The organism is Pseudomonas sp. ZL2 (assembly GCF_054788455.1).
The window spans coordinates 19,385-44,584 of record NZ_JBGOGX010000033.1; the positions used below are offsets into that span (position 1 = coordinate 19,385).

Genomic DNA, 25,200 nt, shown 5'->3' on the forward strand with positions numbered 1-25,200 from the left:
TGAGCGGGAAGCGCGATGGTAGCAAAAAGGGCGTTGACTGCGACCGCTGCGCGCTCGATCGCCGGCACGCCAGCCCCCCACAGTCAGGCGATATCACTGGCCTCGAACTCCGCCGCGAGAAAATCCAGCAAGCTGCGCACCGACGGCAGCAACCCGCGCCGCGAGGCGAATACCGCGTGCACCACGCCGCACTCCGGTGCCCAGTTCGGCGTGGCTTGCACCAGCCGCCCGGCTTCGAGTTCTTCGCGTATGACCACCAGCGGCAAATGCACCACCCCCACGCCAGCCACCGCCGCCTGGCGCAAGACGATCAGGTCATCGGTCACCAGCCGCGGGTTGTGCCGCAGGCTGGCACGGGCGCCGTCGGGGCCGAGCAGGTGCCAGTGGTAATCGCGCTGCGGGTAACCCCAGTGCAGGCTGGGCAGGGCGCTCAGGTCAGCCGGCACCGGGCGCTGTGGCAGGCGCTCGAGCAAGGAGGGCGCGGCCACCAGGTATTGGGTGCTACGCGCCAGCACCTTCATCACCAGGTCGCTGCTTTCCAGTGGCGGCACGCGTACGCGCAGGGCGATGTCGATACCTTCCTGGATCAGGTCGACCTGGCGGTTGGTACTTTCGATATGCAACTGCACCAGCGGGCACTGGACCATGAAGCGGGTGAGCATGGCCCCGACCCAGAAATCCAGCAGGGCAGTGGGGCAGCTCAAGCGCACGATGCCTTGCGGCTCGGCGCGGTTGCGTTCGATCAACTCGGCGGCGCCTTCGGCTTCCACCCGCATGGCCACGCAATGGCGGTAGTAGGCCTGGCCGATTTCGGTCACCGAGAAGTGCCGGGTCGAGCGCTGGATCAGGCGCACGCCCAGGCGTTCTTCCAGCCCGGCGATGCGCCGGCTGAGCTTGGATTTGGGCATGTCCAGGGCGCGACCGGCCGGGGCGAAGCCGCCGTGATCGACCACCTGGGCAAAGTAGTAAAGGTCGTTGAGGTCTTCCACCAGTGTTCTCCATATGGAACGCTGAAGGCAGTTTAACTGATCTACCGCCGATGTCGTTGCGCTCGTATGGTTATAGCCATGCACGAGAGGAGGCATCTGATGAAAAAGATCCAAGGCGTCTACAGCAGCCCGCACCCACATTGGGTGGGTGATGGCTTCCCGGTCCGTAGCCTGTTCACCTACGACAACCTGGCCCAGCACATCAGCCCGTTCCTGCTGCTGGACTATGCCGGCCCCCACGACTTCACCCCGACCACGGCGCGTCGCGGGGTCGGCCAGCACCCCCATCGCGGTTTCGAAACCGTGACCATCGTCTACCAGGGCGAACTGGAGCACCGCGACTCCACCGGCGCCGGCGGCCTGATCGGCCCGGGCGATGTGCAGTGGATGACCGCCGCCGGCGGGATTCTCCATGAGGAGTTCCACTCGCCAGCCTTCGCCGCCCAAGGCGGCACCCTGGAGATGGTCCAGTTGTGGGTCAACCTGCCGGCCAAGGACAAATCGGCGCCCGCCGGCTACCAGACCTTGCTCGGCACCGACATCCCGGTGGTGCCGCTGGGCAACGGTGCCGGCAACCTGCGGGTGATTGCCGGTGCGTTCCGCGGCCACCAGGGCCCGGCCCAGACCTTCTCGCCCATGGATGTCTGGGACCTGCAGCTCAAGGCCGGCGCGCCCGTGCGCCTGCCCAGTGCCGCCGGGCGCAGTACCGCGCTGGTGGTGTTGCGCGGTCAGTTGCTGGTCAACGGCGAGCGTCAGGTCGGTGCCGCGCAACTGGTGCTGTTCGACCGCGCCGGTGACGAGCTGCTGCTCGAAGCGCAAAGCGATGTGTCGGTGCTGCTGCTCAGCGGCGAGCCGCTGGATGAGCCAATTGTCGGTTACGGCCCGTTCGTGATGAACAGTGATGCCGAAATCGCCGAAGCCTTCGACGATTTCCGCGCCGGGCGCTTCGGCCAGATGAGCGGGCAGGCCGGTCCGCGACACCACAACTAGTCTCATTAACCCGAAGGTCGGCCGCAGGGTCGGCCTTCGACCCGGGCTGCGCGCAAAACGCCCAGCCTGATCCCGAAGGAGAACGTGCCATGAGTACTTTTGCCAACGTTGCCAACTTCAACGGCCAGGTGCCGCGCATCGACCCCGATGACGCCGCGATGCTGTTGATCGACCATCAGAGCGGCCTGTTCCAGACGGTCAAGGACATGCCCATGACCGAGCTGCGGGCCAACGCCATTACCCTGGCAAAGATCGCATCGCTCGCCAAGATCCCGGTCATCACCACCGCTTCCGTGCCGCAAGGTCCCAACGGCCCGCTGATCCCGGAAATCCATGAAGCCGCCCCCCACGCCCGGTACGTGGCACGCAAAGGTGAAATCAACGCCTGGGACAATCCCGAGTTCGTTGCCGCGGTAGAGCAGACCGGACGCAAGACGTTGATCATCGCCGGCACCATCACCAGTGTGTGCATGGCCTTCCCGAGCATCAGCGCGGTCAATGCGGGCTATAAGGTATTTGCGGTGATCGATGCCAGCGGCACCTATTCGAAGATGGCTCAGGAAATCACCCTGGCGCGCATCATGCAGGCCGGCGTGGTGCCGATGGACACCGCCGCGGTGTGCTCGGAAGTCCAGCGTACCTGGAACCGTGAAGACGCCCAGCAATGGGCCGAAGCCTACAGCGCTGTGTTCCCGCATTACCAGTTGCTGATCGAAAGCTATCTCAAGGCGCAACAGGTCGCACGCGACAACGAACTGCTCGATTCCCAACGCTGATCCCTCATGTCCGGTGCCCGGCACCGGCGTCTCAATGCAAGGAGTAAGACCATGACCAAGCCCTACGTCCGCCTGGACAAGAACAACGCCGCCGTCCTGCTGGTCGACCACCAGACCGGCCTGCTGTCGCTGGTTCGAGACATCGACCCGGACCGGTTCAAGAACAACGTGCTGGCCGTTGGCGACCTGGCCAAGTACTTCAAGCTGCCGACCATCCTCACCACCAGCTTCGAAACCGGCCCCAACGGCCCGCTGGTGCCCGAGCTCAAGGCGCAGTTCCCCGAAGCGCCGTACATCGCTCGTCCGGGGCAGATCAACGCCTGGGACAACGAAGACTTCGTCAAGGCGGTCAAGGCCACCGGCAAGAAGCAACTGATCATCGCCGGTGTGGTAACTGAAGTATGCGTGGCGTTCCCGGCGCTGTCGGCCCTGGAAGAAGGCTTTGACGTGTTCGTGGTCACCGATGCCTCCGGCACCTTCAACGAGTTGACCCGCGACTCGGCCTGGAATCGCATGTCGCAAGCCGGCGCCCAACTGATGACCTGGTTCGGCCTGGCCTGTGAGCTGCACCGCGACTGGCGCAACGACATCGAAGGCCTGGGTACCTTGTTCTCCAACCACATCCCCGACTACCGCAACCTGATGACCAGCTACAACACCCTCACCAACGGCAAGTAACGCCGTTAACCGATCGGCGGCCGGGCGCTAGCGTAGCCCGGCCGTCGTCGTCTCGACATCGCCCTGAAGGGCAGACCTTTGCGGCGCCGAAATTCAGCGAAACCGCTGGTGTGGTGACGTTTGCGCAGGTGATGATCAGCGCATGAAACCTGCTCCCACCTTCGCTGGCCATCGTCGCACCGTGCGGCCCGGCAGCGTCATCAGCTTCTGGCTGCCCTATCAGCCACCGTTGCACTGGCCATCGCTGCTGGGGTTTCTTGCCGCGCGGGCGATCACCGGGGTCGAGACGGTGGCGGCGGGGGTGTATACGCGCAGTTTTGATCTCGCCCAGGGCCAGGGCATCGTCCAGGTGTCTCAGGCGCGTGGGTCCCGGCTGAAGGTCACCGTGGTCGGTGCTTCTGCGCGAGCACTGCCGGGTTTGCTGGCCAGGGTCCGACGGGTGTTTGATCTGGATGCCGAACTGCACAAGATCCAGGCACAGCTCAGTCGAGACCCGTTGATGGCGCAACTGATCAACCTGCGTCCGGGGCTGCGTGTGCCGCGCGGCTGGGACGCGTTCGAGCAGGCCATGCGCACCGTGCTGGGCCAGCAGATCAGTGTGGCCGGGGCTATCACCCTGGCCGGGCGCCTGGTGGCGGGTTACGGCCAGCGACTCCCCGCGCATGTCCAGCAGTGGCCCGGCTTGACCCATGTGTTCCCCAGGGCCGAGGCCATTGTAGACGTCGACCTCAGTGGCCTGGGCATGCCGCGCTCGCGGGCCTTGACCTTGTCGACCCTGGCCCGGGCATTGCTGGAGGACCCGCAGCTGTTACGCCCTGAGCGCAATCTGGAGGCCTGGGTCCAGCGGCTGTGCCGCTTGCGCGGCATCGGCCCGTGGAGCGCCCACTATCTGGCCCTGCGCCAGATGGGCGCGGCCGACGCCTTGCCGCTGGGGGATGTGGCCCTGATCAAGGCCTTGCGCCTGCTTGAAGGCGCCGACGCAAAACTGGCCCAGCGTGCTCAGGCCTGGAGCCCGTGGCGCGCCTATGCCGCCCAGCACCTGTGGGCGTCATTGAGCTGACTTAGCTGGACTGGCGCCACTTCACATCGGTAATGCCGTAGCGCTCGGCCAGGGGCTTGCTGACTTTCCTGACCTTCTCGCGGCCGTAGCGGCCTATTCGACCGAGCCCGGCGTCGCAGCTTGCCCAGTGCCAGGCTTCGGCGTTGTCCATCGTCTCGGCGCGGATGATGAAAGACTTGTGATCGCCGTGCAGCTGATAGTCGATGACGAATAGTTTTGCGTTGTTCATGGGGCTGGCAGGATCCTTACAGAGCAGTGACCAAGAAAATCCCTTCAATGCCTCTAGTGAGTGCTGGGCGATGGAAAAAATTCCATCGGATTTCCCTGGTCAATGGGCGCCGCTGACGGTCAGGTGCCGGGCGTCCTTTTCAAACACCACCTGCTCCAGGCGATGGGCAATGCCGTAGGGCAGCGAGTCGTAGGCGGGGATGACCTTTTCTTCGGTCGACAGGCAATGAAAGATGTCCAGCTTGCGCTCGGCCTGGGCGGTCTCCAGTTCGAATATACGCACGTAGCGCTCCAGGTCGTTGTTCAGGCTCGACAGGTATTCACGCAGGCGCGAATGGTCCACCGCGCTCTGGCTGAAGTGCCAGGTCATGGGATGGATGAGAAAGCGAGAATGGGGAGCGGCGACACGCTCGGCGGCGGCCAGGTACATGATGATGCCCATGGACTCGATGTTGCCGGCATTGACTGCGCAAAGCGGCACCGGCAAGGACTTGAGAAAGCTGTACAGCGAGAATCCGAAGTTGGTGCTGCCGCCAGTGGTCGAGAGAAACAGCAGCAACGAGGTAGCACCGTCATCGACGGCCTGCAGGCACCGGTCGCGAAAGCGCTCGGTGGTGTCCTGGTCGATCTGGCAATGAAAGTGGATCACCTGTTGGCTCATTGCAGTGCCTCAGGACCGACGCACGTGCAGTGCGCCGGTCTTTCGTCCGTTAGCTACGGCCGCCACCACTTGGTTTGCGGGCCTGGTCTTTGTCCATGTCAGGCTTGCGGGTCTGGCCACCTGCGGTACCGCCGGAGGCCTGGCCACCTTTTTTCCCGGCATCAGACGCTTTTTGCTTGTCGTTAGCGAAATTCCCGGGATTCGAAGTGCCTTTGTTAGCCATGATTCTCTTCCTCTTGTGAATATTCGCAAGGCGTTTGCCTTACACAGGTTGGGAGGCGGCCGCCGTGGGCAAAGTTTTAAATATTTCAGCGATGCGAGACGAACGGTAAAGGCATGCCGTTCATCTGCCACAGGCCCGAATACCTGGAACTTGGCCAAGGGCAGACGGCTCTTCCGAGAGATCATTGCTGCACTGCATGGGGGCAACGGCGCGGCATCGGCAAATTCAATTGGCATCGAGGACTGGCTGGGTACTAACTCAATAGTCGGGCCCTCCGATACGAGGATCGCAGCATGTCACTGATTGGAGTTTCCACCCTTGAGTTGTGCCATCTGATCGAACAGGCGTTCCTGCCTGATCGCTGTGTCGTATCCTGCGCCGATGGCGAGCACCTGACCATTCAATTGGGGCAGGGCGATAGCCTGGGCGATTGCCTGACCGTCACAGGTATCCATGTGCACAGCCTGACCACCTGCCACGAGCTTGCCACCCTGGTTGCCCAGGTGCGCGAAGAACAGCGCCTGGGGCGTAGCCAGATTCCGTTCAAACCCCAGGCGATGGCCTGAACCACGCAGTCTGCCACCGGTTAGCCAAGGCTGGCCGGGCGCAGGTATTCAGGGCTGAGCACGTTGAACCAGAACAGAATCATCGACACCAGGATGGTCACCAGCACCAGCAGCCCGACCGCCCACACACTGGTCGAATACAACAGGCCGTCTTCCTTGCGCAGGCGCAGGAAGGTTGGCAGGCCGACGTAGAGCAGGAAGGTCGCATAGGCCGAAGCCGCGCCCAGCACGATCAGCGCCAGCCAGCGTCCGGGATAGAGCCCGGCGATACCGGCAACGAAATACGGCGTGGCGGTATAGGCGGCAAAGCCGATGCACTGGTTCAGGCTTGGCCGCGCATCGAAGGTGCGCGACATCCAGCGAATGAACCCGCCCATGATCATCACCCCGACCACGCTGCAGGCGTACAGCAACACGCCGAGCTCGGCGGCGCTGGCCACGCTCAGGCGTACCCGCTCGGTACCGGCCAGGCTCCAGCCCACGCTGGTGGTACCGATGAACAGGCACAAGGCGGGAATCAGCGCCATCAGCAGCAGGTGCGGCAGGTAGTGACGCGGGTGCAGTTCTTCTTCCTGGCGGATTTCCATCCAGGCGTCATCGGGGTGGGTGAACAGTTGAACCAGATGGGTACTCATGGTGACCTCCGGGTAAGCAGGGCAGGAAACACCTCTCCCTGTTCTATGGAGGCCTGGGCGGCGTTGGGGTTTCATTTTTTTTGAACCACTCACCGCAGCGTCCGGTCACTGACAAGTGACGACCACCATCTGTCCGGCAGGCCGTGCAACGGCAGTGGTTGTGGCTGTGCGGCCAAGCCGCAGGGCTGACGACCACGCTGGGCCCATCGCTGGCAAGGCCAGCTCCCACAATCGGTTTGTGTAAGCCGGACCTGTGGTGGCTGGCTTGCCAGCGAAGCGGTTACTGCAGTTCCAGCTGCAGCTGCAAGCCGCCGTCATCACAGCGCCGGTGATACTGGACGATCCCGCGATAGGTACGGCCTTCCCAGACAAACGCCACGCTGTGCGAGCGCTCGAGCTTGGCGGGCACGGGCGCCCGCACCTGCATGCGCAAACCCGGCAGGCCGTTGATGTTCAGCGGCGCCAGTTGCACCTCGCATTCGGCGCTGTGGGCCACGGGGCCGAACAGCGTGTCCTGGACAAAATCGATCTGCAGGCAGGTCGGGCAGGCCGGGCTGACCTTTCTCATACCAGAGGCCTCCTTCAGTTCGGGCGGTGCGCGTTCTGCTCGTCAGGGTCCGAGGTGGACCGGCTCTCTTCATCGAACAGGCGCACCGCCTGTTCATGGGCGTCATCCGGGACGCTGAAATCGTGCTGTTTGGCAAGATCGAGCAGGTGCTGATTGGCTTTAGTGTGATCCTTGATCATCTGCGGGGCAAACGCCTTTACTTCAGCCGATTCGGTTTTTTCCAAAGGCAGCTGGCGGGTCTGGATCTTGTGGCCCTGGTGCGGGCTGCGGCAAACCTTCACGGCCCGGCGCAGTCAGACTGACAAAGGGCCTTTCAATTGCCTGTGGGAGAACGTCATGGCCAGAGCCATCTGGAAAGGTGCAATCAGCTTCGGCCTGGTGCACATCCCGGTGTCGTTGAGTACCGCGATCAGCAGCGACCGGGTCGACTTCGACTGGCTCGACGAGCGTAGCATGGAGCCGGTGGGCTACAAGCGGGTGAACAAGGTCACTGGCAAGGAGATCGCCCGTGAGCATATCGTCAAGGGCGTGCAGTACCGGAAGGGCCAGTACGTGGTGATCAGCGAAGAGGAGATCCGCAAGGCCCGGCCGGAGGCGACCCAGACCATCGATATCTTTTCTTTCGTCGACAGCGGCGAAGTCCCCCTGCAGCAGTTTGCTACCCCGTACTACCTGAGCCCCGACCGTCGCGGCGGCAAGGTGTACGCGTTGCTGCGCGAAACCCTCGAGAGCACCGGTAAGGTCGCCCTGGCCAAGGTGGTGCTGCACACCCAGCAGCACCTCGCGCTGCTGCGCCCGCTGGAGGATGCCATGGTGATGATCATCCTGCGCTGGCCTGAGGAAGTGCGTGGTCTGGACAGCCTGGAACTGGATGCCAGCGTGCGCGACGCGAGTATCGACAAGCGCGAGCTGCAGATGGCCAAGCGCTTGGTCGAGGACATGAGCGGGCACTGGACGCCGGAGGATTACCGCAATGACTTCAAGGACACCATCATGAGCCTGGTCGAAGAAAAAGCCAGCCAGGGCAAGATCGCCACGGTCGAGCCGCTGGAAGGCGAAGGCGAACAGAAAAGCGCCGACATCATCGACCTCACCGAACTGCTCAAACGCAGCCTGGGTGGGCGCAAGCCGGCGGCGAAGAAAGCGGCGCCAGCGGCGAAAAAGCCGGCGGGCACCAGCAAGCCGCGCAAAAAGGCCTGATCAGCCGGATGCCTGCGTTTCGTGCAGATGGCGCCAGCGCAAGGCGCCATTGGCGCGTTCAAACACCACGGTCGAACGGCGTACTGAGCGGTTGCCTGCCGCATCGGCCTGCCACTCGCGATAGCCGACCACCGCCAGGCTCGGGCCTTCGGCGATCAGGTGCAGTTCATCGATGCTTATTTCCAGACCTGCACGCTTGCCGTGGGCTTGCTGAAACAGCGCGCGCAGGCCTTGGTAATCGAGCACCTGGCCGGGCAGGGTGATCATCGAATACAGCGGGCTGAAACGCGCCATCAGCGCATCGAACCGATCGGCCGGGGCAGTGCCGGACAACCATTGCTGGATGGCGACGTGGGCGTCGAGGACTTCCTTGAAGGCGGGGTTGCGTTGGCTCATGGGCAGGTCTCAGTGAGTGCGGGTGATAAGCCCCAGGGCGCGAGTCCCGGGCAGTTTGAAAACCATTGGCAGCGGTAGCAGGGTTAGCAGCGCGGCCAGGATGAACGTGTGCGCAAACGCTTGCGGCGCCGGCGGCAGCTGATTGAGCACAGCGCCGAGCACGGCCACACCGAGACAGAAACTCAGTTGCCGGTTGAGGTTCCACAGGGCACTGGCCTGGCCCATCTGCTCCGGCGCTATGGCCAGGAACGCCAGGCTTTGCGCACTGCTGCTGCACAGGCTGCTGCCCAGGCCAAGCAGGGCGAAGATCAGCGCCAGCCAGGCGTGATGCGCGGCTACCCAGGGCAAGGCCAGCCACAGGAGTGCGGCGCACTGGATCAGTATGCCGGCGCTCAGCAGCCACTTGGGCCCGGTCAGGTTGAAACGCCAGCGCACAAAAGCAATGGCGCCCAGGGCGCCCAGCGACCAGGGCAACATCAGCGCTCCGGTGGCCGTGGCGCTAAGCCCAAGGCGTTGTTGCAGGTACAGGGCTGCGACCAGGTTGGCGCCGATGAACACGCCCGGCACGCACAGGTAGACCAGCATCGCCGTACGCAGCAGCGGCTGGCCGAGCAGGTGCAGGTCAAGGATTGGCTGAGGGGCCGGTAACGGCTGGTTTGCAGGCAGCCAGGCCAGCACCAGTACGCCAGCCATTAACGTCAGCGGCAGCATGGCAAAGAAGATCCACCGCCACGAGCCCTGATCGACCACCACGCCACCCAGTGCCGGCGACAAGGCCGGTACCAGCAGGGCTACCATCATTACCAGCGAGGTCAGGTGGTGGCGTTGCTCAGGCGCATACAAGCGATAAGCCATGGCCTGGCCTACCGGAATCAACAAGCCACCACCGAGCCCTTGCAACAACCGCCAGCCAAGCAGGCTGTCGATGGTGCCGGCGCTGCCGGCGAGTGCCGAGCCCAGGCCGAACAGCGCCAGCGACAGCAGCAGTGTCTGGCGTTCGCCCAGCCGCGCGGCCATCCAGGTGCCCAGCGGTATCACCAGGGTCAGGCCGAGCATGTACAGGTTGCTGGTCCAGCTCAGTTGCGCCACCGAGGCGTGCAGTTCCTGGCCCAGCGCCGGGTAGGCGGCGTTGAGGGCGAACATGTTGAGCAGGTCGAGGGTGAAACCCAGCAAATAGATCAGGGTGACTTTCGAGCGATAGGGCATGAGCAGTTCGACGGGCCGGAGAAAGGCGCAGTCTAGAGGCTTGCAGGTGCTTGAATAAGACGCAAAAAACCGGCAGATTGGTCAAATTATTTTGACAATGGCGAAGGCATTGCATGGTCAGTCTCGACCGATTCGAACTGTTCTGCGCGGTGGTCCAGGCCGGCTCCTTCACCGGCGCCGCCGAGCGCCTGCAGCAAACCCGCGCCGCCGTCAGCTTCAGCATCAAGCAGCTGGAAGCTGAACTGGGCGTGACCTTGCTGACCCGCACCACCCGCCGAATTGCCCTCACTGATGCCGGCGAGCGCTTTTATCAGCGCTGCCTGCAGGTGGTCGAAGATGCGCGCTTCGCCATCGACGAGGCGCGCGCCGAGCATGCTGGCTTGCAGGGCAGCCTGCGCATTACCTCCACCGTCGAGTACGGGCTGAAAGCCCTCGCCCCGGCGTTGCAGGCGTTCTGCCGGTTGCACCCTGACCTGAGCGTGCGCCTGGAAACCCACACGTCCCAGGTCGACCTGGTGCGCGAGCGTTTCGATGTCGCCATCCGCCTGGGCCAGGCCCAGGACTCCAGCTACCGTGGCGTGTGCCTGGCCACTTACGACGTGCGCCTGGTGCTGGCGCCCAGCCTGCTGGCCGCCCATGGCCGGCAGATCATCGACTCACCTTCGCACCTGGCCGCCGTGGCGCAGCTGGTGCACAGCCGCTTCGAGCAGAACAGCCGCTGGGAACTGCAGGGGGACGCTGGCCGCAGTGCGGTGTTTGAGACGCACAGCACGCCCTTGCTGGTGTCCGATAACGCGTCAATCCTGCGTGCTTTCGCCGTGCAGGGTGCGGGTGTCGCCTTGCTGCCGGAATGGCTGGTGGCCGATGACCTGGCGAGTGGACAGTTGCTCGATGCGTTGCCCGCTTACCGCTTCGCCCGACAAAGTGTCTACGCGTTGTATCCGGCAAGCCGCCATGTACCGCGCAAGGTCCGTGCCTGGATCGATTTCATCAAGGCTTACCTCGCCGAAACGGGCGCGGGGGCCTGAGGCGAACCTGCTGCCAGCAGCAGGTAGTCGTCAGCCTTGAAGCGATGGGCGATTGCCCAATACTGAGTACTGAAACCAGGCCAGAGCGTGGTGACCTTGCCGCTGGCCTTGTCCTGGTACCAGCTCTTGCAGCCGGTCACCCAGACCGATTTTTCCAGGCGCCGCTGCAGATTCTGGTTGTAGCGCGCCTGGACCTCACGCTTGACCTCTACTACCTGGGCATCGGCTTGCCGGGCAGCTTTCAGCGCACCGACGATGTGTGCCACGTTTGCCTCGATCATGAACACCATCGAGTTATGCCCCAATCCGGTGTTCGGCCCGGTGATCAGGAACAGGTTGGGAAAGCCGTTGACGCTGGCGCCGACATAGGCTTCGGCACCCTGGGCCCAGACCTCGTTCAGTTCACGTCCCAGGCGCCCGCGAATACGCAGCTTGCCGAGCGCTTCGGTGGCCTGGAAGCCGGTACCGAAGATGATCGCGTCGACCTCGTGCAAGCGGCCATCGCAGGTCAAGACGCCGGTGGGGGTGATGCGTTCGATGGCATCGCTCACCAGCGAGGTATTGGCCCGTTGCAGGGCGGGGTACCAGTCATCAGAGATCAGGATGCGCTTGCAACCCATCACATAGTCGGGCGTGAGGCGGGCCCGCAGCTGGGGATCGGCGACTTGCCGGTGCAGGTGTTGAAGCGCGATTTTCTCACCCAGGGCCATGTACTTGGGGTCAACCACCGTGCCAAGGGCCTGCACTTCGTTCAGCCAGTGAATGCCCCAGCGCTTGAGCCGCATCACCCCCGGCAGGTAGCGGTAAAGCGCTTTTTGCAAGGCGCTGAACGGGCGGTCCTGGCGCGGTACGATCCACGCCGGGGTGCGTTGGAACACACTGAGCCGCTCGACGCGCGGCGCAATCTGCGGCACGAACTGGATGGCGCTGGCTCCGCTGCCGATCACCGCCACGCGCTTGCCTTGCAGGGCATAGTCGTGGTCCCAGCGCGCCGAGTGGAAGGTGCGTCCCGCAAAGGTGTCCAGCCCCGCCAGGCGGGGTACCACAGGCTCGCTCAAACCGCCGGTACCCAGGATCAGGAAGCGGCAGCGTAGTGGCCCACCGTCGGTTTCTACCTGCCAGGTCAGGCGGCCCGCATCAAAGCTTGCGCCGCTGACGAGGGTGTTGAAACGCATGTGTTCGAGCAACCCGTGCCGTTCGGCAGTGGCATGCAGATAACCGAGGATTTCGGCCTGGCCCGGATAGGTGCGTGACCAGTTCGGGTTGAGCATGAACGAGAAGGAATACAGGTGCGAAGGGATGTCGCAGGCTGCGCCGGGGTAGTGATTGTCACGCCAGGTGCCGCCCACCGTGGCGCCGCGCTCCAGAAGCAATACGGAGTGGAAACCGGCCTGGCGAAGCTTGATCGCCATGCACTGCCCGGAGAAGCCGCTGCCGACGATGATCACGTCGGCGTCCAGTTCCGTCGAAAGCTTGGCTCTTGGTTGATTGATCACAGCGTTCTCCGTTATCGAGCATCTTATTGTTTGATCATCATTGTTATGATGTGCGACGAGTCGAACCTGCCAACAGCGAGATCAATGCCCATGGCGATATCCCGAGAAGCCCCGGCCCGCACCCGACGCAAGGCGGGCGCTGCGGTTTCCAACAATGAACGCAAGCGCCAGGAGGTGCTGGAGGCCACGTGGCGAGCGATTCTTCGTGTGGGGGTCGAGAATGTCACGATCCGCGAGATAGCGGGTGAACTGCAGGCCACCACCGGGGCGGTCGTGCACTACTTCAGGACCAAGGACGAAGTGCTTCTGTATGCGCTGGACCACCTCATTACCGGCATGGTCGAGGAGGTGACCCAGTGCCTTGAAGGTGTCGAGGGTATCGCTCGCCTGGAGTGCATCCTGCACGCCTCGTTGCCGCTCGATGAGGCCGGTGAAACTGCCTGGCGTATCTGGCTGGCGTTCCTGCGTACGTGCGTGGGCAATGAAAAACTGGGTGCCGAACACCAACGGCGGTATGCCTTCATGCGCAGTGCGCTGGTCGACGAACTGACCCGCCTGCAGGCGCAAAAGGCGATCCGGGCCGGCCTCGACCTGAAGCTCGAAGCCGATGCCATGGTTGCCCTGGCCGACGGCCTGGGCGTTGGGCGAGTCATCGATCCCGAGCGTTTTGACCCTGAGCAGCAGCGCATGCTGGTCAAGCGCCACATCGCGGCGTTTCTCACCCCACAGGCCTGAGGCGTACGCTTCAGTGGTGCGCATCGCAAGCCTCCCTGGCAGGCCGCATCAGCACCCGCACGTCGCGCCAACGGCCCCACACGTAGAAGCGCCCGATGTCGGTGTCCAGGCGGTCTATCGCAAAGCCCATCAGTTGCGCATTCAGCGCCAATGAACCCTTGATGCGCCGCTCCAGGCGTTCGGGCCTGGCGCTGAAGAGCCGGCGATGAAACACCAGCAGTTCACCATTCAACGTCTGTACCAGCAGGCGATGGCCACGGCCGGCCAGCGTCAAGGCGAGCTGGATGGCCGTGTCGAGCAGAAACCACAGCAGCAGCGGCGAGATGATTTCAAACAGGGTGCGCTCGATGCCGTAGCGGCCACGCGCCTCGAAAAGCTCGTAGATGATGAGTTCGTTGATGACCTGTGAAGTCATGAAGCTGACGAACAGTAGCCAGCCGGGGTGGATCTGGCGAAAGGCCCAGACATAGGCGTGCACCGGCTGTCCCAGCAGTTGTTCAAGCTCCGTCAGCATGGCTTGGCGTTCGCGGGTCAACACCAGCCCCGGCGGCGCGCCTTTCACAGTACGACCTCACGCAGCGTGATCACCGGTTGCTGGGTATCCTCGGCCTTGATGAAGGGCTGCAGCAAGGTGAAAAACTGGTCGGCATCGATGCCGGCCTCGGGGGCGAACGCACCTTTGCGGCTGATTTTGCCCTGCACCAGCATGAGCAGGGCCACTGCCGTCGGAATGCAGGTGTTGGGCCCCATGCCGCCGGGGATTTCGCCATTGATCCAGGCGCTGCACACATGTCGCCGGCCCTGGCTCAGGCCTTCGGCGATAGCGGACATTTCCGCTGGAATGTAGCGCCGGCCAAACAGACTTTCTTTTGCCGAACCCACTAGCAGGGACAGGGACTCACCCAGGCTCAGGCCCGAAAGGTCGTTGTTCAGCGCGACTTTGCGCAATTCGGACGCCGCTTGGCTGACACTGTGGCCGCGCTGGTCGACGCGGGCCTGGATCAACTTCAGCAGGCTGATCAGGCTGTTGGAAAACACCATCGCGTTGGCGCATTCGCGGATCGAGGCGAAAGTCGTCGGCAAGGTCACAGGTTCCGGATGCCCCACCGTATGGGCGCGCACCGCACCGATGCCGGGCACCAGCAGGTCTATTTCGGTCAATGGCAGGCCGCTGGCGATGCGACCACCGCGAAACACCGGGATGTTGCCGGTCAGTTGTTCGACCCAGTGATCGAGTGCCGCGCCCATGTCGGTATCGTGACTGGCTGCTTCCTTGGCACGCGAGGCGCTGCCCCAGGTGGTGACCACGCGGTGCGGGGCACCGACCTGGCGGATGGCTTTGCTGGCCAGCAGGTTGGCCACGCCTGGGCTGGCGCCCATGCCGACGATGGCGGTGATGTTCGCGGCTTGTGCACGCGCATCGAGGTCGAGCATTGCCAGGGTGGGTTCGGGGTCATCACAGATATCGATGTAGTGACAGCCCGCGTCGATGGCGCATTGCAGCACCGTCGTACCAAACAGGTAGTAAGGCCCGATGGTCGAGACCACCACATCGTAGTTGCGCAAGACCCGGGTGAGGGCCTCGGGATTGCGCGCATCGACCTGCAACGCATCAATGTTCGATCGGCCCAGGCTGGCCACGTAGCGTAGCGCCTCCTCGGCGTTGCGGTCGGCTACCGTCAGCCAGGAAAAGGCCTGGAGCTGGATCGCCGTCTCGACAAAGTGCCGGCCCATATGGCCACAGCCGCCTAATGCAATCACCTTCATGGTCGTGTTCCTGTCAGTTGGTTTTGTTGTAGGTCAGGGGCTTGGCGCACTGCCGCGACTGCAGAGGGGGCAGCTGTGCGCGAACGGCTTGGCGAAAATGCTTGAGCAGGCGCTCAGCCAGTGTCGGCAGGAGTGCCGCTGGAAGGTCGTGACCCATTCCGGCGATGCTTTCGAACACCGCACCGGGGATGTGCTCGGCGGTGCTGCGTCCGGCCTCGAAAGGTATGAGCGGGTCTTCCAGGCCATGCAGCACCAGGGTGGGGGTGTCGATCTGCGACAGCAACGGCACGCGCGACCCCGAGGCCAGGATCGCGGCGAACTGTCGTTCGATGCCTCCGGCCGCAGGTGCGTTGCGCCTGAGATCGTCTTCAAGCCGCGCTCGCAATTGTTCGCGTGGTGTCGGGTAGCCTGGGCTGGCGATCAGCTCCCAAAGCTGCAGGTTATGGTCGATCTCGCGCTGCAAGGAGGTTTGGCGCACCGGGTTGAGCAACAGCTTGCGCACGTCGGCACGGGCGTTGGGCAGGCGTCGATCACCGGAGCTGGACATGATCGAGGTCAGTGAACGCACCGCATAGGGAAAACGCGCGGCGACGATCTGGGCAATCATGCCGCCCATCGATGCGCCGACCAGGTGCACCGGGCCCAGCTTGAGACTGTCGATCAAGCCCAGCGTGTCATGGGCCATGTCATCCAGCGAGTAGGGCGCGCGGCTGCGGCGGCCAACCTGTGCGTTCAGGTAGTGCCAGGCCAGGTGCGGTGTACCGCACATGCGGCTGGACTTGCCGATGTCGCGGTTGTCGAAACGGATCACCCGAAAGCCCGCTTTGACAAGGCTGTGTACCAGCGCGTCGGGCCATGCGGTCAGCTGCTGGGCAAGGCCATGGACCAACAGCACCGGTGGCGCATGTTCGGGCCCGAGGGTCTCGTAGGCGAGGGTGATGCGGCCGATGCGGGCAAATCTCGGGTGAGGGGTCAATGGCGTTCTCCGCTGTGGATGGACAACACGGCTCAACGAAAAAGATCATAACGGTTATTATGTTTTGCGCAAGCAGCAGGCCAAACATCTCAAGCCGGCCGGCAAGGGCCATGGTCAAACGGCAAGGCTGGCAGCGGCCCTGACGGCCTGGGGGCGGGGCAGGTAATCAGCCGCCGAGCTGCCACAAGGCGTGGCAGGCCGGCGGTTCATGGCTGAGCAACAGATTCAGGGCGCCTGCTTAACGCGCGCTGGCCCACTTTTCCACGGCCAGTACATCGGCGATTTTCTCGCTGTAGGTTGCGGCATCGAGGTCTTCTGCGTTGCACAGGACTGCGACGGTGATATGGGCGTCGGGGAAATCCAGGAACTGAGTCGAGTAACCGGCCCAGCCGCCTGAGTGTTCGAGCAGCCGCGTCCCTTTGTACAGTTTGGGCGACAAGCCCATCGCATAATCCTCATGATCGATGGCGACCCGTGGGCCGGCTCTGGACATGACGGCCAACAGGTTGGGGCCACCGACAGTACCGTTTTGCAGATTGGCGCCCCATTTCATCAAGTCACCGACGGTGGAGTGCACTTGTCCGTCGCCGGTCACTTCCCACGGGCTTTCATACAATCGAGCGCTCCCCCAGAACGAGCGCTTGTAGCCGCGGGCGACCTCGAAGGTCAAAGGGTAGGTGTCGACGATCCGGGTGTGGTTCATCTCCAGCGGCTTGAAGATGGCCTGTTCGGAGAACTGGCGAATGCTTTTTCCGCTGACCCTCTCGACCACCAGCGACAACATGAAGTAGCCGGTATTGCTGTACGAAAACCGGGTGCCGGGAGCGAATAACGGTTGTTTCTCCGCTGCCAGCAATTGCAATGCCGTGGCCTGGCTCAGTGGCTTGGTATCAGGTATGCCTTGCGCCTCGGCCGCGTCCTCGTAGCTTGGCAGGCCACCGGTGTGATGGAGTAAATGGCGCAGGGTCACCGGATCGGCGTAGCTGCCCAGTTCAGGAACGTACTGGCGAACAGAGTCATCCAGCGACAGTTTTTTCTCAGTGGCCAAGAGGTGAATGGCAAACGCGGTGAATTGCTTGGACACGGACGCGAGGTTGAATACCGAATCTGCAGTCAGCGGCTTTTTCTTCTCGATGTCAGCAAACCCTGTCGCGCCTTGTATGACAAAGGCATTCTCTTTCTCGGCACTGAACACACAACCTGGGCCAGCTTTTCTGGAGAGCTCCTTGAAAATTCGGCCCATGTCGTTTTTGACTTGCGCAGGTGTGGTCTGAACCACCTGGCTAAAATGTTCGGCTGCCGGCGTACTCAGAAACAGCCAACTGACATCCATGGTGTTCTCCCTTACGATTTTTTACAGGTGCAACGATCAGAATTGCAGGTCGTTGGTTAACAACCTGAGAAACTTCAACCTGCTGCCTGTCGTGTCGGTTCAATGCTGCGCAACCGTCGGACAGGCGTCAGGCAAGCGAAAAAATCATAATGGTTATGATGGTTTTTAACCTGAGGGATTTTGTGAAGAAGTGCACCGCGCGGTTATGGCTTCTACGCTGTGCTGTTCACGACGCCTGGGTCGGATCACCCAGTTGCTCGAAATAGCTCGCCGATACGCTCATGTGAATACCAGCTCGAAAGGTTGCTGCAGCCGTGCCAGCGCCTCGCGGTCGAGTACCGGCGGTGTCTGCTCGTCGGCCTGCAGCTGGCTGGTATGGGCAGCGATGGCCTGCTGCTTGAGGGCCAGCACCGCGCGGTCGAGAAACAGCTTGTGGGCGCGCTGCCAGGGCAGCCGCGGATCGCTCGGACGGGCCCAGTGCCAGGCCCAGACCGGCACCTCGATCAAGCGCGCGCCGACGGTTTCACAGGCCCGGGCACAGGCGCGGCCCACAGCCTCATGATCGCAATGGCCGTCCAGGCGCCAGGTGGTCAGTACCTGATCGCTGGCGCTTAACAGCTGCACCAGGCGTTCAGCCAGCCAGCGTTCATGGTTGGCCACGGCGCTATCAGCCAGGCCCAGGCGCAGCCAGTTCAAGCGGGTCAGATCCAGGCCCAGGCGACGCAGGGCGTCGGCACTTTCCCGCGGGCGTTGCTGGCGCAGGCGTTCACTGGTCCAGTGGCGCGAATCAGGGTGGCTGGCTTCGCCATCGCTGACCGAGATCAGCAGCAGATCCTGCTCGCGGCCACGCATGCCGGCCAGCACGCCGCCGCAGCCGAGCACCTCGTCATCCGGGTGTGGGGCGACCACCACCAGGCGGCGGCCAACCGGTACCAGTTGAGCATGGGTGATGGCCGGCACTGCCTGCAGCGTCGCCGAGGATTGCCAGTGCACCAGCGGCGTACCGGGTGCGCGCATCGGATTTTGCGATTGCTGCAGGGTCATAGCTGCCAGCCTCCGTCGGGTGCTGCACTCAATTGCCGGCCCAGGTGAGCATCGTTCATGAAGTCGACTCCCGGGGCGAAGGGGGGGTGCCGTTGGTGTTCTTTTTCAGGCCGCGCAGGTTCATCGCGCACAGGCATACCTGCAGCACGATCAGCGCCCAGGCCTGGGCGTGCCAGCCCCAGACTGCCCACAGCAGGTTGCTGGCGATGAAGCAGACAAAGCCGATCCGCCGCCGCCGCGGTTGACGCGAGCCGATCCACCAGGCGGCCAGGATCGTTGCGAACATGGCCGGCCATTGCAGCAGGTCGATCCAGTCCAGGTCGTCCATTATTCAAGCCCCAGGCGGCGGCGCAGGTCCTTGCTGATCGACTGGCGTACCTGACCGTAGTCGGCCCAGGGGTCATCGCCCTCGGCCAGGCGTTCGCCGAGGTTGAGCAGGTGCCATTGGTTGGCGCCCTTGAGCGCGGTCAGCTCTTCCCGGCGAATCGGCACCGACACCGCCAGGCCTTCGCGGGCGCGGATTGAATAGGCGCAGACCGTGGTCGCGCCTTTGCCGTTGCGCAGGTAATCGATGAAGATTCGTCCGACCCGGTTCTTCGGCCCGGACACCGCCGACAGGCGCTCGGGGAAGAGCCCGGCCAGGTGCTGGACCATGGCCTGGCTGAAGCCCTTGACCTCGTCCCAGCCGGCACGGCGGGTCAGCGGCACGACAATGTGCATGCCCTTGCCGCCGCTGGTCTTGAGGAAGGACTGCAGCCCCAGTTCGTCGAGCAGCGCCAGGGTCAGTTGGGTGGCTTCGAGCATGGCCTTCCACGGCAACGCCGGGTCCGGGTCGAGGTCGAGGATCAGCCGGTCGGGCTTGTCGAAGTCCTTGGCGGTGGCGTTCCAGGTGTGCAGTTCGAGGGTGTTCATCTGCACTGCGCCCAGCAGGGTTTCAGCCTGGTCGATGATCATCAGCGCCTGGCCGGCTTCGGCCTTGTCGTGGCTTTCAAGGCCGGGGATGTTCAGTTGCGCGGCGTTCTTCTGGAAGAACAGCTCGCCGGCCAGGCCATCGGGTGCCCGTACCAGGGCCACGGGGCGGCGCTTGAGATGGGGCAGGATCCACTCGGCGACCTGGGCGTAGTACTCGGCCACCTGGCGCTTGGTAATGCCGGTGCTGGCATCGATGACGCGTTCCGGGTGGGTCAGGTGCAGGTTGGAGGGGTGGCTTGCCGGGGTTTTCACGGGCTGCTCCAGGCCGATGGCCTTGGCCGGTTTGTCGTCGCGCAGGCCATGGAACACCGAATGGCGCACCACGCCGTCGCGGGTCATCTGCGCATAGGCGACCTCGGCCAGCAGCGTTGGCTTGAGCCAGTGCACACCTTTGGCCTCGGCGCCGGTTGGCGGCCTGCGGAACTGCGGCTTGGCGACTTCAAGCGGCGCCAGGCGCTGGTGAATCTGCGCCAGGGTCGCGCTGTTGAAACCGGTGCCGACCTTGCCGGCATAGCGCAGCTCGCCACGCTCATCGTGCAGGGCCAGCAGCAGTGCGCCGAAGGCCTCGCGCGAACCCTTGGGGTCGGTAAAGCCGACGATCACGAACTCCTGGCGCTGCTTGCACTTGAGCTTGATCCAGTCGCTGCTGCGCCGGTTCAGATAACTGCTGCCCAGGCGCTTGCCGATCAGGCCCTCCAGCGCCATCTTGCAGGCGCTGTCGAGCAGCGACTCGACGGTCTGGTCAAAGTCGGCAGAAAAGCGCAGGCGTTTTTCATCGGCTTTCTCCAGCACCTTCGCCAGCGCCGCGCGGCGCTGCTCCAGCGGGCACTGGCGAAGGTCCATGCCGTTGAGGTACGGCAGGTCGAACAGGTAGTAGAGGATCTGCTCGTCGCGGGCCTGGTCGAAGGCATTTTGCAGGGCCTGGAAATCCGCCACGCCATGTTCGTTGGCCACCACCATCTCGCCATCGAGCCAGGCCGATTGCACGCCGAGCTTGGCCAGGGCCTTGGCCTGTTTGGGCAGCTTGGCGGTCCAGTCATGGCCGTTGCGGGTGAACAGGCGCACCGCGTCGCCGTCGATGCGGGCGAGGATGCGGTAACCGTCGAATTTCACTTCGTAGCGCCAGTCGCCCTCGGGCGGAGTTTCCACCAGGGTCGCCAGCTCCGGCTTGAGCGAATCGGGCAGGGCGGCTTTCCTGGCGCCGCTGAGTTCGGTTTTGCTCGCGGGCCTGGCCTTGCTTGTGGCTTTGCTCGTCGCGGCCTTGGGTTTGCGCGCGATCAGCGTACGTTCGCTGAGCACGCTGTCCGGTTCGGCCTCGAGGATGTCGTAGTCCGCCTGCGGGCGCGCCTGGGCGTCGTCGGACTTGATCAGCAGCCACTGCTCCTGCTTGCCGGCCAGGTGGGTGCGAAACAGGTTCCAGATCCCCGAGAGTTTCTCGCCCTGCAGGCGAAAGCGCAGCTTGCCCTTGGCATAGGCCGTGTGCGGATCTTCTTCGGGGATCCACACGCCACGGTCCCAGACGATCACGTCACCGGCGCCATAATGGCCTTCGGGGATTTGCCCTTCGAAGTTGGCGTAGTCCAGCGGGTGGTCTTCGACGTGCACGGCCAGGCGCCGGACCTTTGGGTCCAGCGACGGGCCCTTGGGGATGGCCCAGCTTTTCAGGGTACCGTCCAGCTCCAGGCGAAAGTCGTAGTGCAGGTGGCTGGCGTCGTGTTTCTGGATGCAGTATTGCAGGGCGTGGGCGGTTTTTTTGCCTCGGACAGGGTTACCAGCCGGCTCCGGTGTGGCGTCGAAATTGCGCTTGCGCGCGTACTCCTGCAACGGCTTGGCCATGGCGGTGTCCTGCGGCTTTTGGACGGGTCCTAAGCATTGGGATTGGGCGGCAGGGCTGGGAGTTCAATCGGCTTTTGTTCGAGGTGGGGCTGCTGCGCACCCCATCGCCGGCAAGGCCGGCTCCCACAGGATTCGAGTGCGCCGCTATCCTGTGGGAGCCGGCCTTGCCGGCGATCGACCGCGAAGCGGTCGCCGTATCAGCCCTGTTTCTTGATAATCGCCTCACTGATGCTCGCCGGCGCTTCGGCGTACTTGGTGAACTCCATGGTGTAGCTGGCGCGGCCCTGGGTCATGGAGCGCATCTGGGTGGAGTAACCGAACATCTCGCCCAATGGCACCTCGGCGCGTACCACTTTGCCCGCCGGGGTCTCGCCGCCTTCCTGGATCATCCCGCGCCGGCGACTCAGGTCACCCATGATGTCGCCCTGGTACTCCTCGGGAGTCACCACTTCGACTTTCATCACCGGCTCCAGCAGCACCGCGCCGCCTTTTTGCGCCAGTTGCTTGGTGGCCATTGACGCCGCGACCTTGAAGGCCATTTCGTTGGAGTCGACGTCGTGGTACGAGCCATCGAACACCGTGGCCTTGAGGCCAATCAGCGGATAGCCGGCCAGCACGCCGTTCTGCATCTGCTCTTCGATACCTTTCTGGATCGCCGGGATGTACTCGCGCGGCACTACGCCGCCGACCACTTCGTTGACGAATTCCAGGCCCTCTTTGCCTTCCTCGCCCGGGGCGAAGCGGATCCAGCAGTGGCCGTACTGGCCGCGCCCGCCAGACTGGCGAACGAACTTGCCTTCGATCTCGCAGGTGTTGCGGATCTTCTCGCGGTAGGCCACCTGGGGCTTGCCGATATTGGCCTCGACGCCGAACTCGCGGCGCATGCGGTCGACGATGATGTCCAGGTGCAATTCGCCCATGCCGGAGATGATGGTCTGCGCGGTCTCTTCATCGGTGCGCACCCGGAACGACGGGTCTTCCTGGGCCAGCTTGCTCAGGGCGATGCCCATTTTCTCCTGGTCGGCCTTGGTCTTCGGCTCGACCGCCACCGAGATCACCGGGTCCGGGAAGTCCATGCGTTCGAGGATGATCGGCTGGTTGATGTCGCACAGGGTGTCGCCGGTAGTGACGTCCTTCATGCCGATCAGCGCGGCGATGTCGCCGGCGCATACGTCCTTGATCTCGGCGCGCTGGTTGGCGTGCATCTGCACCATGCGGCCGATGCGTTCCTTCTTGCCCTTGACCGAGTTGAGCACGGCGTTGCCGGAGCTGAGCACGCCGGAGTAGACCCGGGCGAAGGTCAGGGTACCGACGAAGGGGTCGGTGGCGATCTTGAACGCCAGCGCCGAGAACGGTTCGTTGTCGTCAGCGTGGCGCTCCAGGTGCTTGTCTTCGTGGTCCGGGTCGGTGCCGTTGATCGCCGGGATTTCCGACGGCGCCGGCAGGTAGTCGATGACCGCGTCGAGCATCAGCGGCACGCCCTTGTTCTTGAATGACGAGCCGCAGATCGCCGGCACGATCTGGTTGGCCAGGGTACGTTGGCGCAGGCCGGCCTTGATCTGTTCGTTGCTCAGCTCCTGGCCGTTGAGGTACAGCTCCATGAACTCGTCATTGGCCTCGGCAGCAGCTTCGATCATGTGCGCGCGCCACTCGTTGGCAAGCTCGAGCATGTCGGCCGGAATCTCTTCTTCGCGGTAGCTGGTGCCCTGGTCGTCTTCGTTCCAGTAGATGGCCTTCATCTTCACCAGGTCGATCTGCCCGGCGAAGTGTTCCTCGGCGCCGATCGACAGCTGGATCGGCACCGGGTGGTGACCCAGGCGCTGGTCGATCTGCTTGACCACGCGCAGAAAATCCGCGCCCTGGCGGTCCATCTTGTTGACGTAGGCCAGGCGCGGCACATGGTACTTGTTGGCCTGGCGCCAGACCGTCTCCGATTGCGGCTCGACGCCGTCGGCGCCGCTGAACACCACCACTGCGCCGTCGAGCACGCGCAGCGAGCGCTCCACCTCGATGGTGAAGTCGACGTGGCCGGGGGTGTCGATGATATTGAAGCGGTACTTGTCGGCGAACTGTTTGCTTGAGCCCTGCCAGAACGCCGTGGTCGCCGCCGAGGTGATGGTGATGCCGCGCTCCTGCTCCTGGGCCATCCAGTCCATGGTCGCGGCGCCGTCGTGCACCTCGCCCATCTTGTGGTTGACCCCGGTGTAAAACAGGATGCGTTCGGTGGTCGTGGTCTTGCCGGCGTCAACATGGGCGACGATGCCGATGTTGCGGTACAGCTCGATGGGGGTGGTGCGCGCCATGAGGGGTCACCTGTGTGTGATGCGGATGAAGAGGGTACTCCCAAGGTAGCAGAAGTGCGCCGGCTTGCACGGCGCGGCATGGCTGAACAGGCTTCATCCATGGCCTGAGTAACCATCGGTTGTAAAGCCAGTGGTGCTGACGCTTAATCGTTCTATTCGATGCCTGCTGGAGTACGACAATGCCGCTGGAAAAATCCGTGAACGCCTGGTGCCAGAGCCATCCGCTGATCGCCGAACTGGTGGCGTTGCGCCCGACCAGCTGGTTCAACCCGGCCCTGGCGCCGAGCGCCGAAGCCCTGGGTGATGTGGCGCTGAGCGCTGAAGATATTCACGAGGCCAGCGCCAGGCTCGAACGCTTTGCCCCGTTCATCGCCTCGGCCTTCCCCGAGACCGCAGCCGTTGCCGGCATCATCGAATCGCCGTTGTTGCCGCTGCATGCCCTGCAGGCGGTGCTCTGTGCCGAACAGCAACTGCCGCCAACCGGCGCCCTGTGGCTCAAGGCCGACAACCTGCTGCCGATTTCCGGCTCGATCAAGGCCCGCGGCGGCATCTATGAAGTGCTCAAGCACGCCGAAGACCTGGCCCTGGCCGGTGGCCTGCTGCAGCCGGGCGACAGCTACGCCAAGCTCGACAGCGATCAGGCCCGGGCCTTTTTTAGCCGGTACAGTGTGGCGGTCGGCTCCACCGGCAACCTGGGCCTGTCGATCGGCATCATCAGTGCGCGCCTGGGCTTCAAGGCCACGGTGCACATGTCCGCCGATGCCCGCCAGTGGAAGAAGGATCGCCTGCGCGCCTGCGGTGTCGAGGTGCGTGAGTACAGCGCCGACTACAGCGTGGCGGTGGAGCAGGGGCGCCAGGAGGCCGAGGCCGACCCGCACTGCCATTTTGTCGATGATGAAAACTCGCTGAACCTGTTCCTCGGTTACGCCGTGGCGGCCGAGCGCCTGCAGCGCCAGCTGGCAGCGCAGGGCATACAGGTCGACGCCGAGCATCCGCTGTTCGTCTACCTGCCCTGTGGCGTCGGCGGTGGCCCTGGCGGCGTGGCCTTCGGTCTCAAGCATATCTTCGGCGATGCGGTGCATTGCCTGTTCGCCGAGCCGACCCATTCACCGTGCATGTTCCTTGGCGTGTACACCGGCTTGCACGACGGTGTGTCGGTGTATGACTTCGGCATCGACAACCAGACTGCCGCCGACGGCCTGGCGGTGGGGCGGCCCTCGGGCTTTGTCGGGCGCTCGCTGCAGCGCCTGATCGACGGCTACTACACCGTCAGCGATGCCACCCTGTACCGCCAGCTCGCACAAATGCAGGCGTGTGAAGGCATCGAGCTGGAACCGTCGGCACTGGCCGGGCTGGCGGGCATGTTCAGCGTGTTGCAAGAGCAGCAAGGCTACCGTCAGCGTCTGGGTCTGAGCGATGAGCGCATGGCCCGCGCCACCCACCTGGTCTGGGGCACCGGCGGCAGCATGGTGCCGCGCGACGAGATGGACCGCTACCTGGCCAAGGGCCGCGCCGTGCTGGCCGGCAATTGAGC

Annotated in this window: 27 protein-coding genes; 9 read left to right on the top strand and 18 right to left on the bottom strand. The window is 63.7% G+C overall.

Annotated features, from left to right (window positions below; translation table 11 throughout):
• Positions 1-83: 83 nt before the first annotated feature.
• Entirely contained in the window at positions 84-992 is a 909-nt protein-coding gene (locus tag ABM562_RS19595) for a LysR family transcriptional regulator (protein ID WP_460423043.1), read from the bottom strand.
• A 96-nt stretch (positions 993-1,088) separates the two neighbouring features.
• Between ABM562_RS19595 and ABM562_RS19600 the strand changes: the two genes are divergently transcribed.
• The 4 genes from ABM562_RS19600 (at position 1,089) to ABM562_RS19615 (ending at position 4,493) form a co-directional block, all read left to right on the top strand.
• The gene (locus ABM562_RS19600) at positions 1,089-1,979 is read left to right on the top strand and encodes a pirin family protein (protein ID WP_460423020.1); all 891 of its coding nucleotides are present in this window, start codon (positions 1,089-1,091) and stop codon (positions 1,977-1,979) included.
• Positions 1,980-2,068: 89 nt separating this feature from the next.
• On the top strand, positions 2,069-2,755 hold the full coding sequence (locus ABM562_RS19605; RefSeq protein WP_115086942.1) for a hydrolase: 687 nt from the start codon (positions 2,069-2,071) through the stop codon (positions 2,753-2,755).
• 51 nt (positions 2,756-2,806) lie between these two features.
• Complete coding sequence (gene ycaC, locus ABM562_RS19610; protein WP_010223830.1) at positions 2,807-3,433, top strand: isochorismate family cysteine hydrolase YcaC; 627 nt, start codon at positions 2,807-2,809, stop codon at positions 3,431-3,433.
• A gap of 142 nt (positions 3,434-3,575) precedes the next feature.
• Positions 3,576-4,493 (top strand): DNA-3-methyladenine glycosylase family protein, encoded by a 918-nt coding sequence (locus tag ABM562_RS19615; protein ID WP_233674787.1) that lies wholly within the window; start codon positions 3,576-3,578, stop codon positions 4,491-4,493.
• Position 4,494: 1 nt separating this feature from the next.
• Here the strand turns inward: ABM562_RS19615 and ABM562_RS19620 are convergent, their stop codons facing one another.
• The 3 genes from ABM562_RS19620 to ABM562_RS19630 all read right to left on the bottom strand — a co-directional run bounded on the left by ABM562_RS19620 (position 4,495) and on the right by ABM562_RS19630 (position 5,605).
• Positions 4,495-4,722, bottom strand: coding sequence for a DUF6555 family protein (locus ABM562_RS19620; RefSeq protein ID WP_115086940.1), 228 nt, complete (start codon positions 4,720-4,722; stop codon positions 4,495-4,497).
• Between the two features lie 99 nt (positions 4,723-4,821).
• A complete protein-coding gene (locus tag ABM562_RS19625) occupies positions 4,822-5,382 on the bottom strand; it encodes an ATP-dependent Clp protease proteolytic subunit (RefSeq protein WP_115086939.1) in 561 nt (186 codons plus the stop codon).
• A gap of 49 nt (positions 5,383-5,431) precedes the next feature.
• Complete coding sequence (locus ABM562_RS19630; protein WP_080764720.1) at positions 5,432-5,605, bottom strand: KGG domain-containing protein; 174 nt, start codon at positions 5,603-5,605, stop codon at positions 5,432-5,434.
• A 293-nt stretch (positions 5,606-5,898) separates the two neighbouring features.
• Here ABM562_RS19630 and ABM562_RS19635 point away from each other — a divergent pair, with 293 nt between their 5' ends.
• Positions 5,899-6,171 carry a DUF1652 domain-containing protein gene (locus ABM562_RS19635; RefSeq protein WP_115086938.1) on the top strand — a complete coding sequence of 91 codons (273 nt, stop codon included), beginning with the start codon at positions 5,899-5,901 and terminating at the stop codon, positions 6,169-6,171.
• A gap of 20 nt (positions 6,172-6,191) precedes the next feature.
• Here the strand turns inward: ABM562_RS19635 and ABM562_RS19640 are convergent, their stop codons facing one another.
• From ABM562_RS19640 to ABM562_RS19650, 3 genes are all read right to left on the bottom strand, one after another.
• Positions 6,192-6,806 carry a Yip1 family protein gene (locus tag ABM562_RS19640; protein ID WP_115086937.1) on the bottom strand — a complete coding sequence of 205 codons (615 nt, stop codon included), beginning with the start codon at positions 6,804-6,806 and terminating at the stop codon, positions 6,192-6,194.
• Positions 6,807-7,086: 280 nt separating this feature from the next.
• Positions 7,087-7,374, bottom strand: a complete 288-nt coding sequence (locus ABM562_RS19645) for a hypothetical protein (RefSeq protein WP_115086936.1) — start codon at positions 7,372-7,374, stop codon at positions 7,087-7,089.
• Between the two features lie 14 nt (positions 7,375-7,388).
• Positions 7,389-7,655 (bottom strand): DUF4142 domain-containing protein, encoded by a 267-nt coding sequence (locus ABM562_RS19650; protein WP_233674788.1) that lies wholly within the window; start codon positions 7,653-7,655, stop codon positions 7,389-7,391.
• Between the two features lie 55 nt (positions 7,656-7,710).
• On the opposite strand from ABM562_RS19650, the gene ku reads away from it, so the two are divergent.
• Positions 7,711-8,574, top strand: coding sequence for a non-homologous end joining protein Ku (ku, locus tag ABM562_RS19655; protein WP_258577931.1), 864 nt, complete (start codon positions 7,711-7,713; stop codon positions 8,572-8,574).
• On the opposite strand, the gene ABM562_RS19660 is transcribed toward ku, so the two are convergent.
• Positions 8,575-8,970: a nuclear transport factor 2 family protein gene (locus ABM562_RS19660; RefSeq protein ID WP_134062765.1), complete on the bottom strand. Its 396-nt coding sequence runs from the start codon at positions 8,968-8,970 to the stop codon at positions 8,575-8,577.
• Between the two features lie 9 nt (positions 8,971-8,979).
• A complete protein-coding gene (locus tag ABM562_RS19665) occupies positions 8,980-10,176 on the bottom strand; it encodes an MFS transporter (protein WP_460423025.1) in 1,197 nt (398 codons plus the stop codon).
• A gap of 113 nt (positions 10,177-10,289) precedes the next feature.
• On the opposite strand from ABM562_RS19665, the gene ABM562_RS19670 reads away from it, so the two are divergent.
• The gene (locus ABM562_RS19670) at positions 10,290-11,204 is read left to right on the top strand and encodes a LysR family transcriptional regulator (RefSeq protein WP_460423027.1); all 915 of its coding nucleotides are present in this window, start codon (positions 10,290-10,292) and stop codon (positions 11,202-11,204) included.
• Here the strand turns inward: ABM562_RS19670 and ABM562_RS19675 are convergent.
• On the bottom strand, positions 11,174-12,700 hold the full coding sequence (locus ABM562_RS19675; protein ID WP_233674792.1) for a flavin-containing monooxygenase: 1,527 nt from the start codon (positions 12,698-12,700) through the stop codon (positions 11,174-11,176). The genes ABM562_RS19670 and ABM562_RS19675 overlap by 31 nt on opposite strands.
• Positions 12,701-12,790: 90 nt before the next feature.
• Here ABM562_RS19675 and ABM562_RS19680 point away from each other — a divergent pair, with 90 nt between their 5' ends.
• Positions 12,791-13,435: a TetR/AcrR family transcriptional regulator gene (locus tag ABM562_RS19680; RefSeq protein WP_233674793.1), complete on the top strand. Its 645-nt coding sequence runs from the start codon at positions 12,791-12,793 to the stop codon at positions 13,433-13,435.
• 10 nt (positions 13,436-13,445) lie between these two features.
• Here the strand turns inward: ABM562_RS19680 and ABM562_RS19685 are convergent, their stop codons facing one another.
• From ABM562_RS19685 to fusA, 8 genes are all read right to left on the bottom strand, one after another.
• Complete coding sequence (locus ABM562_RS19685) at positions 13,446-13,997, bottom strand: hypothetical protein (protein ID WP_115086929.1); 552 nt, start codon at positions 13,995-13,997, stop codon at positions 13,446-13,448.
• Entirely contained in the window at positions 13,994-15,202 is a 1,209-nt protein-coding gene (locus ABM562_RS19690; protein WP_115086928.1) for a saccharopine dehydrogenase family protein, read from the bottom strand. The genes ABM562_RS19685 and ABM562_RS19690 overlap by 4 nt, the downstream gene beginning before the upstream one ends.
• A gap of 13 nt (positions 15,203-15,215) precedes the next feature.
• Positions 15,216-16,178, bottom strand: coding sequence for an alpha/beta fold hydrolase (locus tag ABM562_RS19695; protein WP_233674795.1), 963 nt, complete (start codon positions 16,176-16,178; stop codon positions 15,216-15,218).
• A 238-nt stretch (positions 16,179-16,416) separates the two neighbouring features.
• Positions 16,417-17,511 carry a serine hydrolase domain-containing protein gene (locus tag ABM562_RS19700; RefSeq protein WP_460423030.1) on the bottom strand — a complete coding sequence of 365 codons (1,095 nt, stop codon included), beginning with the start codon at positions 17,509-17,511 and terminating at the stop codon, positions 16,417-16,419.
• Positions 17,512-17,790: 279 nt separating this feature from the next.
• Positions 17,791-18,555, bottom strand: a complete 765-nt coding sequence (locus tag ABM562_RS19705) for a PIG-L deacetylase family protein (RefSeq protein WP_233674796.1) — start codon at positions 18,553-18,555, stop codon at positions 17,791-17,793.
• 55 nt (positions 18,556-18,610) lie between these two features.
• Complete coding sequence (locus tag ABM562_RS19710) at positions 18,611-18,883, bottom strand: hypothetical protein (protein ID WP_115086925.1); 273 nt, start codon at positions 18,881-18,883, stop codon at positions 18,611-18,613.
• Positions 18,883-21,363, bottom strand: a complete 2,481-nt coding sequence (gene ligD / locus ABM562_RS19715) for a DNA ligase D (RefSeq protein WP_460423032.1) — start codon at positions 21,361-21,363, stop codon at positions 18,883-18,885. Before ligD ends, ABM562_RS19710 begins: the two co-directional genes overlap by 1 nt.
• Positions 21,364-21,560: 197 nt before the next feature.
• The gene (gene fusA, locus ABM562_RS19720) at positions 21,561-23,666 is read right to left on the bottom strand and encodes an elongation factor G (RefSeq protein ID WP_115086923.1); all 2,106 of its coding nucleotides are present in this window, start codon (positions 23,664-23,666) and stop codon (positions 21,561-21,563) included.
• A gap of 179 nt (positions 23,667-23,845) precedes the next feature.
• Between fusA and ABM562_RS19725 the strand changes: the two genes are divergently transcribed.
• The gene (locus ABM562_RS19725; RefSeq protein WP_134062745.1) at positions 23,846-25,198 is read left to right on the top strand and encodes a D-serine ammonia-lyase; all 1,353 of its coding nucleotides are present in this window, start codon (positions 23,846-23,848) and stop codon (positions 25,196-25,198) included.
• The last annotated feature ends 2 nt before the right edge of the window (positions 25,199-25,200 follow it).

What these genes read in the sequence shown, in the direction of transcription:
- ABM562_RS19600 (WP_460423020.1), top strand. Translation starts at nt 1,089, where the DNA reads ATGAAAAAGATCCAAGGCGTCTACAGCAGCCCGCACCCACATTGGGTG.
- ABM562_RS19605 (WP_115086942.1), top strand. Translation starts at nt 2,069, where the DNA reads ATGAGTACTTTTGCCAACGTTGCCAACTTCAACGGCCAGGTGCCGCGC.
- ycaC (WP_010223830.1), top strand. Translation starts at nt 2,807, where the DNA reads ATGACCAAGCCCTACGTCCGCCTGGACAAGAACAACGCCGCCGTCCTG.
- ABM562_RS19615 (WP_233674787.1), top strand. Translation starts at nt 3,576, where the DNA reads ATGAAACCTGCTCCCACCTTCGCTGGCCATCGTCGCACCGTGCGGCCC.
- ABM562_RS19620 (WP_115086940.1), bottom strand. Translation starts at nt 4,722, where the DNA reads ATGAACAACGCAAAACTATTCGTCATCGACTATCAGCTGCACGGCGAT.
- ABM562_RS19625 (WP_115086939.1), bottom strand. Translation starts at nt 5,382, where the DNA reads ATGAGCCAACAGGTGATCCACTTTCATTGCCAGATCGACCAGGACACC.
- ABM562_RS19630 (WP_080764720.1), bottom strand. Translation starts at nt 5,605, where the DNA reads ATGGCTAACAAAGGCACTTCGAATCCCGGGAATTTCGCTAACGACAAG.
- ABM562_RS19635 (WP_115086938.1), top strand. Translation starts at nt 5,899, where the DNA reads ATGTCACTGATTGGAGTTTCCACCCTTGAGTTGTGCCATCTGATCGAA.
- ABM562_RS19640 (WP_115086937.1), bottom strand. Translation starts at nt 6,806, where the DNA reads ATGAGTACCCATCTGGTTCAACTGTTCACCCACCCCGATGACGCCTGG.
- ABM562_RS19645 (WP_115086936.1), bottom strand. Translation starts at nt 7,374, where the DNA reads ATGAGAAAGGTCAGCCCGGCCTGCCCGACCTGCCTGCAGATCGATTTT.
- ku (WP_258577931.1), top strand. Translation starts at nt 7,711, where the DNA reads ATGGCCAGAGCCATCTGGAAAGGTGCAATCAGCTTCGGCCTGGTGCAC.
- ABM562_RS19660 (WP_134062765.1), bottom strand. Translation starts at nt 8,970, where the DNA reads ATGAGCCAACGCAACCCCGCCTTCAAGGAAGTCCTCGACGCCCACGTC.
- ABM562_RS19665 (WP_460423025.1), bottom strand. Translation starts at nt 10,176, where the DNA reads ATGCCCTATCGCTCGAAAGTCACCCTGATCTATTTGCTGGGTTTCACC.
- ABM562_RS19670 (WP_460423027.1), top strand. Translation starts at nt 10,290, where the DNA reads ATGGTCAGTCTCGACCGATTCGAACTGTTCTGCGCGGTGGTCCAGGCC.
- ABM562_RS19680 (WP_233674793.1), top strand. Translation starts at nt 12,791, where the DNA reads ATGGCGATATCCCGAGAAGCCCCGGCCCGCACCCGACGCAAGGCGGGC.
- ABM562_RS19690 (WP_115086928.1), bottom strand. Translation starts at nt 15,202, where the DNA reads ATGAAGGTGATTGCATTAGGCGGCTGTGGCCATATGGGCCGGCACTTT.
- ABM562_RS19700 (WP_460423030.1), bottom strand. Translation starts at nt 17,511, where the DNA reads ATGGATGTCAGTTGGCTGTTTCTGAGTACGCCGGCAGCCGAACATTTT.
- ABM562_RS19705 (WP_233674796.1), bottom strand. Translation starts at nt 18,555, where the DNA reads ATGACCCTGCAGCAATCGCAAAATCCGATGCGCGCACCCGGTACGCCG.
- ABM562_RS19710 (WP_115086925.1), bottom strand. Translation starts at nt 18,883, where the DNA reads ATGGACGACCTGGACTGGATCGACCTGCTGCAATGGCCGGCCATGTTC.
- ligD (WP_460423032.1), bottom strand. Translation starts at nt 21,363, where the DNA reads ATGGCCAAGCCGTTGCAGGAGTACGCGCGCAAGCGCAATTTCGACGCC.
- fusA (WP_115086923.1), bottom strand. Translation starts at nt 23,666, where the DNA reads ATGGCGCGCACCACCCCCATCGAGCTGTACCGCAACATCGGCATCGTC.
- ABM562_RS19725 (WP_134062745.1), top strand. Translation starts at nt 23,846, where the DNA reads ATGCCGCTGGAAAAATCCGTGAACGCCTGGTGCCAGAGCCATCCGCTG.